The sequence below is a fragment of the Alteromonas sp. ABV4_150 genome, from assembly GCF_056311745.1.
Genome location: NZ_CM149971.1, coordinates 112,238 through 128,999, shown reverse-complemented (window position 1 = coordinate 128,999; position 16,762 = coordinate 112,238). Strand labels below are relative to the sequence as shown.

12 protein-coding genes and 1 pseudogene are annotated in these 16,762 nt (G+C 44.6%); 9 read left to right on the top strand and 4 right to left on the bottom strand.

Annotated features, from left to right (window positions below):
- Positions 1 to 24 precede the first annotated feature (24 nt).
- Both bamB and der read left to right on the top strand, forming a co-directional pair.
- Positions 25 to 1,284: an outer membrane protein assembly factor BamB gene (gene bamB / locus ACYX4M_RS00615; protein ID WP_476081448.1), complete on the top strand. Its 1,260-nt coding sequence runs from the start codon at positions 25 to 27 to the stop codon at positions 1,282 to 1,284.
- 344 nt (positions 1,285 to 1,628) lie between these two features.
- Positions 1,629 to 3,074, top strand: coding sequence for a ribosome biogenesis GTPase Der (der, locus tag ACYX4M_RS00610; RefSeq protein ID WP_476081447.1), 1,446 nt, complete (start codon positions 1,629 to 1,631; stop codon positions 3,072 to 3,074).
- A 450-nt stretch (positions 3,075 to 3,524) separates the two neighbouring features.
- On the opposite strand, the gene ACYX4M_RS00605 is transcribed toward der, so the two are convergent.
- On the bottom strand, positions 3,525 to 4,682 hold the full coding sequence (locus ACYX4M_RS00605; protein ID WP_476081446.1) for a hypothetical protein: 1,158 nt from the start codon (positions 4,680 to 4,682) through the stop codon (positions 3,525 to 3,527).
- 15 nt (positions 4,683 to 4,697) lie between these two features.
- Positions 4,698 to 6,050, bottom strand: a complete 1,353-nt coding sequence (gene xseA / locus ACYX4M_RS00600) for an exodeoxyribonuclease VII large subunit (protein ID WP_476081445.1) — start codon at positions 6,048 to 6,050, stop codon at positions 4,698 to 4,700.
- Between the two features lie 100 nt (positions 6,051 to 6,150).
- On the opposite strand from xseA, the gene guaB reads away from it, so the two are divergent.
- From guaB to ACYX4M_RS00585, 3 genes are all read left to right on the top strand, one after another.
- A complete protein-coding gene (gene guaB / locus ACYX4M_RS00595) occupies positions 6,151 to 7,620 on the top strand; it encodes an IMP dehydrogenase (protein ID WP_476081444.1) in 1,470 nt (489 codons plus the stop codon).
- Positions 7,621 to 7,690: 70 nt separating this feature from the next.
- Positions 7,691 to 9,268, top strand: coding sequence for a glutamine-hydrolyzing GMP synthase (gene guaA, locus ACYX4M_RS00590; RefSeq protein ID WP_476056197.1), 1,578 nt, complete (start codon positions 7,691 to 7,693; stop codon positions 9,266 to 9,268).
- Between the two features lie 265 nt (positions 9,269 to 9,533).
- Positions 9,534 to 10,205 carry a hypothetical protein gene (locus ACYX4M_RS00585; protein ID WP_476081443.1) on the top strand — a complete coding sequence of 224 codons (672 nt, stop codon included), beginning with the start codon at positions 9,534 to 9,536 and terminating at the stop codon, positions 10,203 to 10,205.
- Between the two features lie 168 nt (positions 10,206 to 10,373).
- On the opposite strand, the gene ACYX4M_RS00580 is transcribed toward ACYX4M_RS00585, so the two are convergent.
- Entirely contained in the window at positions 10,374 to 11,195 is an 822-nt protein-coding gene (locus ACYX4M_RS00580; RefSeq protein ID WP_476081442.1) for an SDR family oxidoreductase, read from the bottom strand.
- A gap of 75 nt (positions 11,196 to 11,270) precedes the next feature.
- Positions 11,271 to 12,420: pseudogene (locus ACYX4M_RS00575) on the bottom strand (iron-containing alcohol dehydrogenase).
- A 138-nt stretch (positions 12,421 to 12,558) separates the two neighbouring features.
- Here ACYX4M_RS00575 and ACYX4M_RS00570 point away from each other — a divergent pair.
- From ACYX4M_RS00570 to ACYX4M_RS00555, 4 genes are all read left to right on the top strand, one after another.
- Entirely contained in the window at positions 12,559 to 13,449 is an 891-nt protein-coding gene (locus ACYX4M_RS00570; RefSeq protein ID WP_474870924.1) for an AraC family transcriptional regulator, read from the top strand.
- A gap of 214 nt (positions 13,450 to 13,663) precedes the next feature.
- Complete coding sequence (locus tag ACYX4M_RS00565; RefSeq protein ID WP_476081441.1) at positions 13,664 to 14,047, top strand: MFS transporter; 384 nt, start codon at positions 13,664 to 13,666, stop codon at positions 14,045 to 14,047.
- Complete coding sequence (locus tag ACYX4M_RS00560) at positions 13,998 to 14,846, top strand: MFS transporter (protein ID WP_476081440.1); 849 nt, start codon at positions 13,998 to 14,000, stop codon at positions 14,844 to 14,846. The genes ACYX4M_RS00565 and ACYX4M_RS00560 overlap by 50 nt, the downstream gene beginning before the upstream one ends.
- A 220-nt stretch (positions 14,847 to 15,066) precedes the next feature.
- On the top strand, positions 15,067 to 16,689 hold the full coding sequence (locus ACYX4M_RS00555; RefSeq protein ID WP_476081439.1) for a methyl-accepting chemotaxis protein: 1,623 nt from the start codon (positions 15,067 to 15,069) through the stop codon (positions 16,687 to 16,689).
- Positions 16,690 to 16,762: the final 73 nt, after the last annotated feature.

Sequence of the window (16,762 nt, the reverse complement as noted above, 5' to 3'; positions counted from 1 at the left end):
GTAAATAATAAAGAGGTACGCAATTTGTTTCACAACACGTGTGGCCGTAAAGGTCGATTTGCTCGCACGATAGGTATGGCACTGGCAGTGTCTATCACAATGTCTGGCTGCTCTACGATTTCAGACTGGTTTGCAGATGAAGAAGAACTGGAAATTCGTCGTTTAAAGCCGATTGAAGCTAAGTTTACTCCTGAATTAGTGTGGGACCGTGATATTGGTGATGGTGTAGACCATTACTTCTCACGTCTGCGCCCTGTATATGCTTATGACAAGCTTTTTGCTGCTGATCGTCATGGCACTGTTGTCGCGATGGAGCCTGATACAGGAAAGGTGTTGTGGGAAAAAGACTTCGCACAGTTTCGTTCTGAAGGCATGATGAGTTCAATCACTAAGCTATGGCAAAGTGGTGAAACAGCCCGTATTGGCGGTATTTCTGTTGCAGATAGACATGTATTCATCGGTACTGAAAATGGCTATGTAGCGGCAATGGACGCAGAAACAGGTGAGCTTGTGTGGGAAGCGACGGTACCTGGAGAAATTCTTGCAGCCCCAGCTGCTGATGAGGGGATCCTTGTGGTCAACACTGGCGCTGGAAGTTTGTTTGGCTTTAATACCCGAACCGGCGAGCAAATGTGGAGACACGAGGGCGATACCCCTCCATTAACGCTTCGCGGTATCTCAGGCCCCATTGCTTCAAACGGCGGCGTTATTGTGGGTACCTCGACCGGTAAAATTCAAGTAAACCTTATTGAAACCGGTGTTCTCGCTTGGGAAACGGTAATTGGAACACCTTCTGGCGCGACAGAACTTGAACGTATTGTCGATGTTGATACTACCCCAGTACTTTATGGCGGAATAATTTACACCGTTTCTTATAACGGCACATTGGCTGCTGTAGAGCTTCGTTCAGGTCGCGTTATTTGGAAGCGTGAATACGCATCATTCCGCAATCTGAATATCAATGGCAACAGTATTTTTGTTGTAGACAACAACTCTAATGTTTATGCCCTTGACAGACGAAATGGCGTAGAGTTGTGGTCTCAGGGGCTGCTCAAACAGCGTTCGCTAACTGCAGCGACCCCGGTGGGCGAGCATATTGTAGTAGGTGACAACTGGGGCTTCTTACATTGGATAGAGCAAGAATCTGGTGAGGTAGTGGCTCGACTAGATGTGGGCGGTGATGACGAAGATGACGCTATTTTCGCGGCACCGCTGAACGTTAACGGTAATATTATTGCTGTGACTAGAAATGGCGAAGTAGTCTCGGTACGCACGCCAAACTAGCACTTCATAATTTAATACATCCCTTTAAGGGCGTTTTAGGTGTGACCTAGAACGCCCTTTTTATTTGTTATTCAATTCGTAGCTTGGCATGAATATTTTTACCTTGATGTAGAACCACAATACCTGCGGTAACACGCCGCGATTACGAACATTTTAATTCTCGCTGAGTGGGCAATTATCTATGCGGATTGGTATTAGGTAGTGAACAAGGTATAATGCGCCCATTCTTTAAAGCCTCATCGCAAATTCTGAATCGTTAGAGAACAGACTTCCTAAACGTTACTTGATTACAATGTGTATGCGGCTTGTGCTTTTTAGCTTTCATGACCCTTAGGATCTGATAAATGTTACCCGTTGTTGCTTTGGTAGGCCGCCCTAATGTTGGCAAATCAACCTTGTTTAATCGCCTCACTAATACCCGTGATGCACTTGTTGCAGATTACCCTGGGTTAACTCGCGACCGTAAATACGGCCAAGCGAAGTTTGAAAAGCGCCAGTTCATTGTTGTTGATACCGGCGGTATTACAGGTGATGAAGAAGGTATTGATGCCGAAATGGCGCAGCAGTCTTTATTGGCGATCGAAGAAGCCGATGTGGTTTTATTTTTGGTTGATGCAAGAGCTGGGATGCTACCCGCCGACCAAGGGATTGCCGATCACCTCAGGCGTATAAATAAAAAAGTGTTTGTTGTAGCCAACAAAGTGGACGGTATCGACGGCGATAGTGAAAGCGCAGAATTTTATTCTTTAGGTTTAGGCGAGATAAAGCAAATTGCAGCGGCTCATGGCCGTGGCGTTAGCCAATTACTGCAGGACGCCCTGAAGCCGCTGGAAGCCGACTTTCCAGACATGGAAATCGTCGACGAAGAGCCAGAGGAAGAAGAAGATGCTGAAGCTCAGCGTCAGCGTCTACAAGAGTTGCCTATTAAGCTAGCTATTGTAGGAAAGCCAAATGTAGGTAAATCTACACTAACAAACCGCATTTTAGGTGAAGAGCGGGTTGTTGTGTATGATATGCCGGGTACAACCCGTGACAGCGTCTATATTCCTATGGAAAGGGATGAACGCGAATACATTCTTATTGACACTGCTGGTGTAAGAAAGCGCAGAAAGATCAGTGAAGCCGTAGAGAAGTTTTCTATCGTAAAAACCCTTCAAGCAATTGAAGAAGCAAACGTCGTGCTATTAGTTATCGATGCCAGAGAAGGCATTACTGATCAAGATTTAAGCTTACTTGGTTTTGTTTTGAATTCAGGGCGCTCGCTAGTTGTTGCTGTGAATAAATGGGATGGGCTAAGTATCGACGTGAAAGACGACATAAAGCGTGAAATGGACCGACGCTTGGGCTTTGTCGACTTTGCCCGTATTCACTTTATTTCAGCGCTTCACGGCTCGGGTGTGGGCAACCTATTCGAATCAGTGCAAGAAGCCTACATGAGCGCGACCAAGCGCATTAACACTGCGTTGCTTACTCAGATTATGGAAATGGCACAGGACGACCATCAGCCACCGCTTGTTCGCGGCCGTCGGGTTAAAATGAAATATGCCCACGCAGGTGGTTACAACCCGCCCGTTATTGTTATTCACGGCAATCAGGTTGATGACTTACCAAGCTCTTACAAACGTTTCTTAATGAATTATTTCAGAAGAGCACTAGAAATTATGGGCACGCCTATCAAGATAGAATTCAGAGAAGGCAACAACCCGTTTGAAGGTAAGAAGGCTAATTTGACCTTGGCGCAGCAGCGTAAGCGCCGCCGTATGATGTCTTACTACAAAGACAAAAAGTAACTCTAAAAGCACCTCTAAAAATTAAGGCGCTATTTCTCATTTAGTTGAAGTAGCGCCTTTACTCTCTCTCCCTCTCGCTGATTCATAATTACAATTGAGTTGTAGACTTTACGCTATTCGTAGTTTTTGCGTTGCTCGCCACTTGTAGTAATACCGTCTTGCCCCTTTATGAATGAAGCATTACTTTACAGGCAAGTGTTGGCCCCTTTTTTGCTGCTACATGTGCTTAGGCTTAAGGAAAACGCACTGTAGTTAATTGAAATCGGACGTTATTTTGTCAGTAGAAAAATTATTTAGAAGCTCGCCCATACTTCAAAAAAATCAAATGTATAACTGGTTTGACAGATACAAACCCGAGGAACAGCAGACGGTCTATATTCTCAGCAGTGACATAGAAAAAAAACCAAGACTGAGATTATCGTTTACAAAACGAAACGGAGTGCGAAAAGCTTAGAGCTGGCTCTCCAAGAGCAAGGTACGAACCTTTTTCATCATTTCAGATTCTCGCGGCACTTCAACCTTCACGATTAACTGATTGACAATATTGTCTGAAAAGTCAGGAGGAAAAGTCGTAGACACTTTTACGATTTTATCTTGTAGCTTAAAGACATAGGTTGTCGCGTAAATTGTTGGTGATGTTTCAGATGCCGCGCTCAGCCCCAATCTCCATCCTCTTAATGCGCTGTTAACCTCGTAGCGTGAGGCTGGACTGATTTGAGACAAAGTTAACTGCTGTAAATCGGCTGTAGCACTAGCTCTTTGCAGATCACTTTCTAGTTGCTTAGGAAGTAGCTCGTTTTCATCTAAAGAAAGCTGATCTAAAAAGGGATATACGGTGACATCAACGAGCGCATCTTCAAACTCAGGGTGTATATAGCGAGTAATTGCACCGTTAAACGGGTCTGGGTATAACTGAGTATCTAATTTAGTGAAGTCGCCAATGGCGCTTGGTACCTGTAATCCTCCTTTATAGTCGCTGGCTTCTAGCGCGTCAAACAAAAACTGGCTGGTAAATAATCCAGTATGTTTGGCATGTTGAATCCAGCGGGCAATCAACGATTGCGCTTCTTCTTCGGCTAAAGGGGTTTCCGTTTTCACATCTTTGTTCTCAACGGCACTCGCATCAAATGAAGATGAATCAATTTCTATCCCTCGCCATTGTAGAGTGAATTCTGCAAATTGTTTTGCGTGCTGTCGATGCATGCCAGGCGCTGCGCCAACGTTAGCAATCAATAGTTCGTAGTCGTTTCCTTCGCCATAAGGGAACAAATGACTGAATTCTCCTGATTCGCTTAGAAGTTTAATAAAGCTGTCCGGCGAAATAGCATCTTCAAAACACAAGTTAGTGGATTGTGAAGCATTAGCTTCGCTTAATGCTCGCTGGGCTCCACAAGCCCTGAGTAACGTCTCGCTTGGGTAGGTAGAAAAAACAGAGACAGGTTGATTGACCATAGAAGCAAAGGTGAAGTCAGGCACTAATAACAGAACAAAAACGCACAAAGGTGTCAAAATTTTTGGTACAGCGAACCGCAGTGACTTTAGGCTCCAAAATGCACAGGCCCGCTGGTAAATACTGGAAAAGGAAAACGCGTTTACTTGAACGGGCATAATACTAAAGGCTACCTATTGCCGCTGAATGTTTGTCACTGTACTGGTTATTTCACCGTCAGTCACCCGAGATTTTATCTCATCACCTACATTTACTTTATTCACGCTATTAATGGCTGTTTTGTCGGACAAAGTAATGCTGTAACCACGTGCGAGCGTTGAAAGAGGACTTACGGATTGTAAGAGGCTAACTTTACCACCAAGTTCATTTTTTTTGCTTCTAATAAGTGTATTCATGCTTGATAAGAGCTTAGTGCTAACATAGTTTAATTTGTCTTTTGCACGCGCCACGTTTGCTGATGGCGATTGTTTGTTTAGCCTGTAATCAAGACCTTGTAATTGCTTCTCTGCTTTTGCCAAGTCGTTTTGCATCTTATGCGCTAAACGAAGTTGTAGTCTGTCTAACGTTTGCCACTGCGATTGAATGCGGCTTTGTGGATGCAACGCATTTAACCGTTGTTTCTTTAAAACAAGCTGTTGTTTACTCGTTTGAAGATACTGATGTATTGCCCTTGCTAAGCGTTGCTTTTGCTGACTTAACGTTTGGTAAAGAGCGGCAGAATCCTGACTTAAGATTTCGGCAGCAGCAGATGGGGTAGGGGCGCGAACATCAGCGACGAAGTCACTAATGGTGAAGTCTACCTCATGGCCTACGGCGCTAACTATGGGCAAAGCACTTGCAGCGACTTCTCTTGCCAAGCTTTCATCATTAAAACACCACAAATCTTCTAATGAACCTCCGCCTCGCGTAAGTAACAGCACATCCACTTCTGCGCGGCGGTTAGCCGTTCTTAACGCATTAATTAACTGTAAAGGTGCGGTTTCACCCTGAACCATCGACGGATAAACAATAATTTCGGTTTGTGGGCTTCGTCGTTTTAATACACTTAATACATCGTGAAGCGCTGCACCGCTTGATGAAGTTATTACGCCGATGCGATTAATACGCTCAGGTAGCGCACGCTTGTTAGCAGTATCGAACAAGCCTTCATTGTTGAGTTTGAACTTTAAGGCTTCGAATGCTTGCTTAAGCGCACCTTCGCCATCGCTTTCCATGTGTTCGACAACCAGTTGATAGTCGCCGCGTGCTTCGTAAAGGCCAACCGACGCGCGCACTAAAATTTTGTCGCCTTCTTTAGGGCGAATGCGAACATTGCGGTTCGATCCCTTGAACATGGCCGCGCGCACCTGCGCTTTGTTATCTTTCAGCGTGAAATACCAATGTCCAGAAGCCGCTGCCACAAAATTGGATATTTCAGCCGATAGCCAGATAAGGCCGATTTCGCCTTCTAATACGGTTCTGGCTAAGCGATTTAGCTTGGTAACTGTTAAAATTTGTCGAGACGTAGATGGCGAATTTGTAAACATAAAAAAAATCACTGGGTTTAATACATTTAGAGTTTACCTGAAAACTAAAAAACACTACAATTGCGCCGCAATTAACCCTCAACTGAATAGGTGTTGTTGCATGCTACGTATCATCCAAGAAGCCCTGACGTTCGACGATGTGTTGCTGGTTCCCGGCCACTCGACCGTCCTCCCTCACACTGCAAACTTACAAACCCGTCTAACCCGTGGTGTAACGTTAAATATTCCAATGGTGTCTGCTGCCATGGACACGGTTTCTGAAGCCCGTCTAGCCATTGCGCTAGCCCAAGAGGGTGGTATCGGTTTTATTCACAAAAATATGAAGCCTGAAGAGCAAGCTAAACACGTACGTGAAGTTAAGAAATACGAAAGTGGTGTGGTATCTGACCCGGTAACGGTTGAAGAAAATGCGACCATTGGTGAAGTTATCGCGCTTTCTAAGCGTCTTGGTTACTCTGGCTTCCCGGTGACTGACAAAGATAATAACCTAATTGGTATTGTGACAGGCCGCGATCTTCGCTTTGAAAAGCGTTTGAATTTGCCTATTAGAAACGTAATGACCGGGAAGGATGATCTGGTTACCGTTAAAGAAGGTGCAAGCTCTGACGTAGTGCTAGATTTAATGCATGAACACCGCATTGAAAAAATTCTTGTTGTTGACGATGCGTTCAAGCTTACAGGCCTTATCACCGTTAAAGATTTCCAAAAAGCAGAAAACAAGCCTAATGCGTGTAAAGACTCGCTAGGTCGTCTTCGCGTAGGTGCGGCAGTTAGCGTTGGTGCAGGTACTGATGAGCGTATTGCCTTACTTGTTGATGCAGGTGTGGATGTTCTACTAATCGACACTTCTCACGGTCATTCACAAGGCGTTATTGACCGTGTTAAGAAAGTACGTGCTGACTATCCTGATGTACAAATTATTGCGGGTAATGTGGCAACAGGCGATGGGGCAAGAGCACTTGCTGATGCTGGCGTAGACGCGGTTAAAGTGGGTATTGGCCCTGGTTCAATTTGTACTACCCGTATCGTAACCGGTTGCGGTGTACCGCAAATTACAGCGGTATCTGATGCCGTAGAAGCGTTAAAAGATACAGATATCCCCGTTATTGCTGACGGCGGTATTCGTTTTTCTGGCGACATTGCCAAGGCTTTAGCGGCTGGCGCAAGCTGCGTAATGGTTGGCAGCATGCTAGCAGGTACTGAAGAAGCGCCAGGGGAAGTTGAGCTTTTCCAAGGCCGTTACTATAAGTCATATCGCGGCATGGGTTCACTAGGCGCTATGGATCAAAGCCACGGTTCGTCAGACCGTTACTTCCAAGATTCAGACAACGCTGAAAAACTAGTACCAGAAGGTATTGAAGGCCGCGTAGCGTATAAAGGTCCTATTGCCAATATCATTCACCAGCAAATGGGCGGTCTTCGCTCGGCGATGGGCTTAACAGGCTGTGCTACCATCGAAGAGATGAATACTAAAGCGCAATTTGTGCGCGTAACCTCCGCAGGAATGGGTGAGAGCCACGTACACGATGTAAGCATTACCAAAGAAGCGCCAAACTACCGTTTAGGTTAAGGCGACCGACGACTGCGAGGCTGGTAATACACCAGCCTTTGTTCTTTTATTTAACGGGTAAAAATAAAACATGACCACAAATATCCACGACCAACGCATACTTATTTTGGATTTTGGCTCGCAATACACGCAATTGATAGCACGTCGTGTTCGCGAAATCGGCGTTTACTGCGAGCTTTGGGCTTGGGATGTGACCGAAGAGCAAATCCGCGAATTTAATCCTCAAGGGATTATCTTGTCTGGTGGCCCAGAGTCAGTAACCGAAGAAGGCTCACCGCGTGCACCTGAGTATGTGTTTGAAGCCGGCGTCCCCGTGCTAGGCGTGTGCTATGGCATGCAAACTATGGCGCACCAGTTAGGCGGTGGCGTACTGGGCTCAGACAAGCGTGAATTCGGTTATGCACAAGTAGAAGTGATTAAACCAAGTCCTCTGCTGGATAAAATTGAAGATGCCATTGGCGACAACGGTGCGGCGCTTCTTGATGTATGGATGAGCCATGGCGATAAAGTAGCAGCTATTCCTGAAGGCTTTGAAACTATTGCGCAAACGGCTTCTTGCCCGCATGCGGCAATGTATAACGCAGAGAAGCAATTCTACGGCGTGCAGTTCCACCCAGAAGTGACGCACACTCGCCAAGGTATGCGTTTACTTACTCACTTTGTAATGGATATCTGTAAGTGTGAAAAGCTGTGGACAGCTGGCGCTATTATTGACGATGCTATTGAGCGTATTAAAGAGAAAGTCGGTGACGAACGTGTGATATTAGGTTTATCGGGCGGTGTAGACTCTTCGGTAACGGCTATGTTGCTTCACCGTGCTATTGGTAAAAACCTTACCTGCGTATTCGTAGATAACGGATTGCTGCGCCTTAATGAAGCCGATCAGGTTATGGAAATGTTTGGTGACCACTTTGGTTTAAACATTATTCGTGTCGATGCTGAAGGCCGTTTCCTTGACCGCTTAAAAGGGATTGAAGATCCTGAGCTTAAGCGTAAAGCTATTGGTAACGAATTCGTTCGTGTATTCGATGAGGAAGCGAGCAAGCTTGAGAATGCTAAATGGTTAGCACAAGGTACTATCTACCCAGACGTGATTGAGTCAGCAGGCTCAGCGACCGGTAAAGCCCACGTGATTAAGTCGCACCACAACGTGGGCGGCCTTCCAGAAGATATGGAACTGGGTCTTGTTGAACCACTGCGTGAGCTATTTAAAGACGAAGTACGTAAAATCGGCCTAGAGCTAGGTTTGCCGTACGACATGCTATACCGTCATCCATTCCCTGGGCCAGGCCTCGGCGTTCGTGTACTGGGGGAAATTAAGAAAGAATACTGTGACCTACTACGTCGTGCTGACGCTATCTTCATTGAAGAGCTTTATGCAGCTGATTTGTATCAAAAAGTCAGCCAAGCGTTTACCGTATTTCTTCCTGTACGCTCGGTTGGCGTAATGGGCGATGCGCGTAAATACGACTGGGTGGTAAGCCTTCGCGCTGTAGAGACCATCGACTTTATGACGGCACATTGGGCACATTTACCCTACGACTTCCTAGGTAAAGTGTCGAATCGCATTATTAATGAAATTGACGGCATAAGCCGCGTAGTATACGACATTTCTGGTAAGCCACCTGCTACGATAGAGTGGGAGTAGTTATTTAGTTAGTCGTGTTGCTAAAGGCCGGTTAGTGAACCGGCTTTTTTATGTCAAATGCCCTTGCATAAAAATGTGGATAGATAAATGCGGTTAATGATTTTACCTGTTAATAACTTCCTTCAGCATAAACAGACGATAAGAAAGAGTTCCAAGAGCCGCTTCAGTAACCTCTAAAACACCAAAATAAATTACGGAATGACACATCGTAAAAGAGAATACAAACTGTCAATTTTGTTTACAGTTTTTAATTCTAGTTAGGTTCTTGAGTGAGATTGGATTTAAATTGAGGGGATTTGATAGCAAAGTAAACACGCAAGAGATATTCCTCCGCACTCAGGATAAAGATAGTTCTGGCAAGGAAAGAGTAGAACTAAAAACAGGAGTGCGCTGGTCTTCTGAGAACCAATTTGTTTTTACTTACGACCCTTATACCGGTAAGTTGGCAATAGAAATTATAAATGACCTGAACCCCGATGGATTCGTATTTAGTCAAACAATATCTGATGTTTGGCAAATTAATTCTCTCAAGCTAGACGTTGCTGATAGAGATGGCGATGAAATAAAATTCCAAAGTTTAAACGTAAATGGCTCAGCTTTAGACCTGACTGAAATAATGTCCGATCTTGGTAATACTAGGTTTAGTGATTACGTTATCACTGATCTTGCTGATATAGGTAGTGGTGTTTTGAATATATCGGGAAGCTTTTCGTTAAGCGGTAACTTTTCAAGTCAGGAGAATAGTTTAATTGCTATCTACGCAAGTGGAATAGCTGCTGAAAGGTCGGACTTCAAACCTGTTCCAGCACCTCCTGTTGTCGCACTTATTATTGGCGGCGTCATTGCTTGTTTATGGAACCGGCGCCAAAAACGTTTAAAAACTAGTGAAATAAAATGCGTTTTGTTTTTTCACTGCGATGTTATAAGACCATCTTAACAATTCTGTTTTGAATAAGGCACTATTGCTCATAGCTTTCTGATAAAAGCCTTTTGGTATTATATGTTGCAACAGCGCTTGCGAAATGTACGATAAGAATGCCAGTCAAAAGGGTGACTGGCATTCTTTATGGGTAATACTCCACTTAATAAAAATACAAAAGGCTCACTAGCCGGCATCTAAAGGGTTTACCCAAAGCTGCTCATCACCTTTTACAGTCCAAGAGCGTTCTTGAAGCATTTTAATAAAGGGTTCCATTTCGGGAGGGCATACGTTACGGAATTTAGAGTTCTCTTCTTCGGCAACGCGCACAAGATCATCTATTTGTTGCTGTGGGTCGAGTTGATTAGCCATTAATCTCGCCACATCTTCCATTACTGAAACAGGTAACGTTGTTGTTTCGGGGTTGAACCAGGTGGCCATTGTGTCTTCTGCACGATCGTTAAATCCGGTTTGGTAAGCGCCGGGCAATACCGAACAAATTTCAATTCCAGAACCTTGCAGTTCTACTTTCAACCCTTCAAGCAAACTCTCTAGCGCGTGCTTAGTCGATGCATATACAGAAACCGTGGGGACAGTCATAAGTCCAACGGTTGACGTTACAGTGACAATCTTGCCTTTTCCTCGCTTGGCCATTTGAGGTACAAAACCTTGAATCATGGCAAGGGTGCCAAAAACGTTTACTTCGTAGTTGTGTCTTACGTTATCTAGAGGTATTTCAGCGGCAGGACCGCCTTCAATGACCCCAGCGTTATTGATCAATACATCGATTTCGTGCTTGAACGCTGCTCGACGCTGCGCTTCATTTGTAATGTCAAGGACAATTACATCCAGCACTATGCCGCGTTGTTCGGCCTCGATAAGCAGCTGCGTTTTTTGGGGGGGATAATGGACTGCTGCAATAACGTTGTGACCATTAGAAGCCAACTGAAGTGCTGCTCCTTTACCAAAACCAGACCCAGCACCGGTAATAAGTATACGTTTAGACATTCGTACTCTCCATCTTGCAAAAATAATCTTGAACAAAAGAAAGGCACAAACAGAGTTGTGCCTTAGCAAACAGTGTTATGCAATTACGCTATTGAGTATCTGACGAGCCTCAGATAGCGTAACGCTCTGGTTTTCGGTGAGAGCGGTAAGGCCGTGACTCTCAAGCTTAGTAAGAACGGCTTCAACTGCTGCATTTTTGTCACAGCTGTGTTCGGTTAGTTGAGTTGCCACACCTAGATCATGATAGAAACTTTCAATTGCATCGATGGTGCGTTCAGCTAAATCAGAGCCAGCAACAAGGTTAAATACGTTCTGGCCCATTTGCTCTAGCTTTTCGCGCTTGTACTCAATTTGATTGCGAAGCAATGAAGGTTGAATAATGGCCAGTGAACGAGCATGGTCAACATGCCAAAGTGCCGTCAGTTCATGGCCTATCATATGCGTTGCCCAATCCTGCATAACCCCTAACGAAAGTAATCCGTTTAGAGCTTGGTTTGCAGTCCACATAAGGTTAGCGCGCCATAAATCATTGTCCCGTTCGGCGTAGCTTTCCCCGAGGGTTTTAAGCGCGCGTAAAAGTGCTTCAGAATAGCCGTCTTGTACTAAAGCGCCTTCAGGCTTAGTAATATACTGTTCACAAACGTGAACCCATGCGTCAACAATGCCGTTGATTAGCTGCTTTTCAGGCAGTGTTTTCATCACATCTGGGTCCATTACCGCAAACTGAGGCTGAACAGATTCTGAGGCAAATGCTAAGCTTCTGTTGTGTTTCCTGTTTTGTGATCACTGAGTTACCGTTTGATTCTGAACCAGTTGCAGGGATAGTCAGGATCACGCCGATGGGGGTAGCAATTTCTGGCTTATAATCGCCAGTCAGAATGTCCCAACCATCCCCGTCATAGTGGGCTGCGGCGGCTGCGTACTTTGCACCATCAATAACCGACCCTCCACCGACAGCAAGAATAAAGTCTATATTTTGCTCTTTTATAAGAGCAACAGCTTTATCCATGGTTTCTTTTGTAGGGTTAGCCTCAACACCAGAGAACGCTACCCAAGTATGTTCGCTAAGCGCATTTTCTACCTGTTGGTATACGCCGTTCTTCTTCACAGAGCCGCCACCGTATACAACGAGTATCTTCTTCGAAAGCGCGATTGCATCAGTAATACTGGCAATTTGGCCTTGGCCAAAGAAAATTTTGGTTGGGTTTAGGTACGAAAAGTTCATGTTTGACCTCGTTGTTTTCTAAATTAACGTTCAAATTATTTACAATGTGTGCATAATAGTCCTCATGAAATGACCTTAAAAGGTCAATAAATCCAATTAGCATGACTAATCCTACAAACATGAAGCCTCTAGGGGAAAATGATGTCGTTGAAATCTCTTATGCAAAGATATGTGGAAGTAGAAGGCCTTCACGATTTAGAAGGTGATTACCCTACTAAAATTGAGAATGTGCGCTTTTATAGAAGCGCTAAGGGGCATGCGCGACAACCCACAATGTATAAGTCGGGGCTTATTGTGTTAGGCCAAGGGCAAAAAGCACTCTATGCCGGAGGAAATCGCATTCCTTACGGAGCGGGTGACTGCTTAGTCATGGGGGTACCTATGCCCGTGGAGTGCGAAGCGTTTCCTAATGAGGATGAGCCCTTGCTTGGTTTAGGTATAGAAATACCGCTGCCTATTTTGCAGAAGCAAGTTACTGCAATAAAAAGTCACTCTGCACAAATACACATGATGAGCAGAGGCAATGAGTCAAGTATTCGTAGGGAACCTATTGATAAACACTTTGAGAAAGCCTGTATTCGCTTGATGGAAGCACTTTGCGACGATCTTCAGGCAACAGCTTTGGGGCAAAATTTACTTGAAGAAGCAGTGTTTTTCGCACTGCTGAGCAATAGCGGGGATACATTATTTACGCTTGCAGACCAAGAGGGTAAATATGCGCGCATCGCCGCTATTCTGCAACATATTCACACCCACTATTCAGGAGCGTTAAACGTTGGGGAGTTGGCGTCTACCGCTAGTATGAGCATTTCTGCTTTTCACAGTGCCTTTAAAGAGGTTACGCTTGAATCACCAGTGCAGTACATTAAAAAAGTACGCTTGAACAAAGCGCGCGAATTAATTTGTTTTGAGCAAAAGAGAGTCAATGAAGCAGCAGACCTTGTTGGCTACTCAAGTGCCGCGCAGTTTAGTCGAGAGTTCAAGCGCCACTTTAATCAAAGCCCTAAAGAGGCATCATTTAGCGCGTAGCCTTAATTTCTTTCCGTTAAATCCTTCACCGCCAAAATGCAAAATTGTAGCTTTAGTCATGTTAATTGGCTTTATGGGTGTTAATAGCGGCTCTTTAAAAGACTAATATGCAACCTTCTGTAGCTCAGCTACCACTAATCACCTCAGCAGAGTCAAAGGTAGTGGGTCTGTATATTTGTTTTATTCAGTAGAATATTAAAGGGTAATCGCAAAAATGAAGCATCCAATTAAAGTTGAGCAGATAGGAATTCTTGCGCTCACTCTAGGCGCATTTACGCTGGGTCTAGGGGAGTTTGCAATGATGCCTATGCTGCCTTTATTTTCCGAGTCTTTTTCGGTGACGCCGAGTGAGAGTAGTTACGCAATCAGTGCATATGCACTTGGTGTAGTGATCGGAGCCCCTGTGTTTATGCTCTTAACATCTAAGATGAACAAGCGAGCATCGTTAATACTGTTCGCATTTATGATGGTTGTCTTCAATGGCTTAGGAGCATTTGCTCAGTCGTTAGATCAGCTGGTAATTACACGTTTTCTTAGCGGGTTGCCCCATGGCTGCCTTCTTCGGTACTGCAGCTATTGTCGCGGCAAAAATGTCTAGGTCAGGCCAGACGTCGTCGGCAATAGCTAAGGTCTTCCTTGGACTTACCGTGGCCATGATAGTGGGTGTGCCAGCGGCAACCTTAATTGGTCAGAACATCGGGTGGCGAGCCTGCTTAGTGCTTATAGCATTACTGTCTCTAGCTTCGCTGCTGTTGCTTCGAAAGCTACCAGATATCACGGAAACGCAGCAATCAAACATTAAAGATGAATTTGGTGTACTTAAAAATAGTGCTGTGTTGTCGGTATCATTAGTTGTTATTGTTGGGTTTGCAGGCATATTTTGTATTTATACATATGTTGCAGATACGATATTGGCACAAGGTCAATTTCCTGAATATACCGTTTCAATCGCAATGGCAATGTTTGGTATTGGCAGTACTGTGGGCAATGTCGTGTTGAGCAAAATAGGTGATCGCTATCCTCTCGCCACGGTGGCTCTTACATTAAGTGTGGCTGCCGTATTTTCGATAATATTTGTAGTGGTACATGACAACCTGCTTTTGTTATATGGTGTAGTTTTCTTTATTGGTTGTACCGTGGGACTCGCATCAATCATACAATCTTTAATGATGAGTCTATCACCAACTGGCCATTCTATGATTGGCGCTATTGTGCAGTGCTCATTTAATACGGCTAATGCGATTGGTCCTTGGGCAGGTGGTGTCTACATTGCCTCTGGTGCCAATATTAACGAAGTAGGGAATGTAGCTGCATTGCTGTTTGGTGGCGGCGTGGTTTTATGTTCGTTGAGTACGTTAATCATGAATAAAAAGCGAGGCTACGAAGGACTTAACTAGGCCAGTAGCTAAGCTTACCTTAAGAAACGGGGCATGATTTGCCCCTCTACTCTTTTATACAAATATTGCTGTTAAAACAACGATATCGTTGTATGTAGTGCGTGCGGTATGAGATGCTATATGTTGGTATGTAATTTAATACTCTGGATGTAACCATACCGTCATAAAAATATCATTTAATGGCGACGTCCTTCTTTAAATTTATACTAAAGGTTAAGCCGTGTTCAATTACACAAGCATCAGCCGTTTGGTGATGACGCCTGTTCTCGCCAGCTTTTTAATTCTTGTACTATTAAACGGTGCCTCAATTCTAAAGTCTTTCTCGTTACTTAATTCATTCGATGAGTTAGAAAACACCCTTGTTCAGTCTGAACGGGATGTTAATACCACGCTAAGTGCATTCAAAACCCAGGTTCAAGAGTGGAAAAATGTACTGCTGCGTGGTCACAAAGAAAAAGACAGAGAAAAATACTGGGAGCGATTTAAACAGCGTGAAGCTGATATTACTCGGCAGTTCGACATGATGCTATCAAGCGATGTGGTGAGTGATAGCGTGAAGTCCGATATCAGGCAGTTTCAAAAAGCCCACGCAGTCATGGCAGAAAAATACCGAGAAGGCTACGACGCATTTGTTAACTCAAGTTTTGACCCTAAAGTTGGCGATAGCTTTGTGCGCGGTATTGATAGGGAGCCCGCTAAGCTTTTATCAAGCATTGCATCAGAAATTGCAGCAGATTCTGCTAACGCAATAGCTGAGCTTAAAGCCAATACGCGCACTATGCTTTGGATAATTCTTTTGGCAGCTATTGCATTGTCAGTACTTTCAGTTGTGTATGTTATTGCTCGCTTGCGCTCTCAAGTTATCAAGCCAACGAAGGCTGTTGCTGCGTGTATATCGAACTTAGCTAATAGCCGCTATGACTATGAATTAACTTACACAAGTGAGCACGAACTGGGTATGTTGGCTGATTCCGCACGAGCTTTGCAATATAAGTTAAATGATTCGGTTGCACAGCTTCAACAGGCAGAGCGAGAAATGGAAAAGGCTTTCGGCACCCTTGGTAACGTCAGCCAGTCTATTATGGAGGGAGCAAATGGTCAGCGCGATGCATCGCGCTCACTTGATAGCAGCACAGATAAACTGAAAGAGATTGTACAAAATTTAGTGGCCATTACTGACCAAGTTGCTGTTGCTACGAATAACTCTGAAAAGAACGTGGCGAGTTGCTATGCCACGTTCGAAAGCGCTAATGCAGGCTTTAAGCAGCTAGCTAAAACGGTAACGGAATCAAGTAATATCGTGTCAGAACTGCAAAGCCGCAGTACCAATATTCTAAAAGTGGTAAATGTTATTAATGAAATTGCCGATCAGACTAACCTGCTGGCTCTAAACGCAGCAATTGAGGCGGCTAGGGCAGGCGAACATGGCCGTGGTTTTGCTGTGGTAGCCGACGAGGTTCGAGCACTTGCAGCTAAAACACAGCAGTCGACCAAGGAAATTAACGACATTTTAAGTAGTTTTGAAGCTGAAGCAAAAGGGGCCGTTGCGGCGATGTCGTCAGGCAAGCAGCTGTCAGACACAAACGCAGCAGAAGCAGCGACAGCGCTTGAAACTCTCAATAACGTGGTGAGGGACATTCAAGAAACGGCCAGTGTAGTGGTGGCGCTTAACGAAGCGGCAGATGAGCAAGAAGCCGTACTTCAGCAGGTGGAAGCCATTATAAGTAACGTAGTAACATCGTCAGAAAAGTATCATCAGCTAGCGCAGCGTGATGATATGTCGCGCTCCATGAAGAGTATGTCAGAAAACGTTGAAAAGGTAGTGAACAGTTTGACCCGATAACTGGGCTTTGTCAGTATTAGTACTAGTCCATAAAGATAATAACCTACTCAGCGAGCAATTATCTAATCGGATT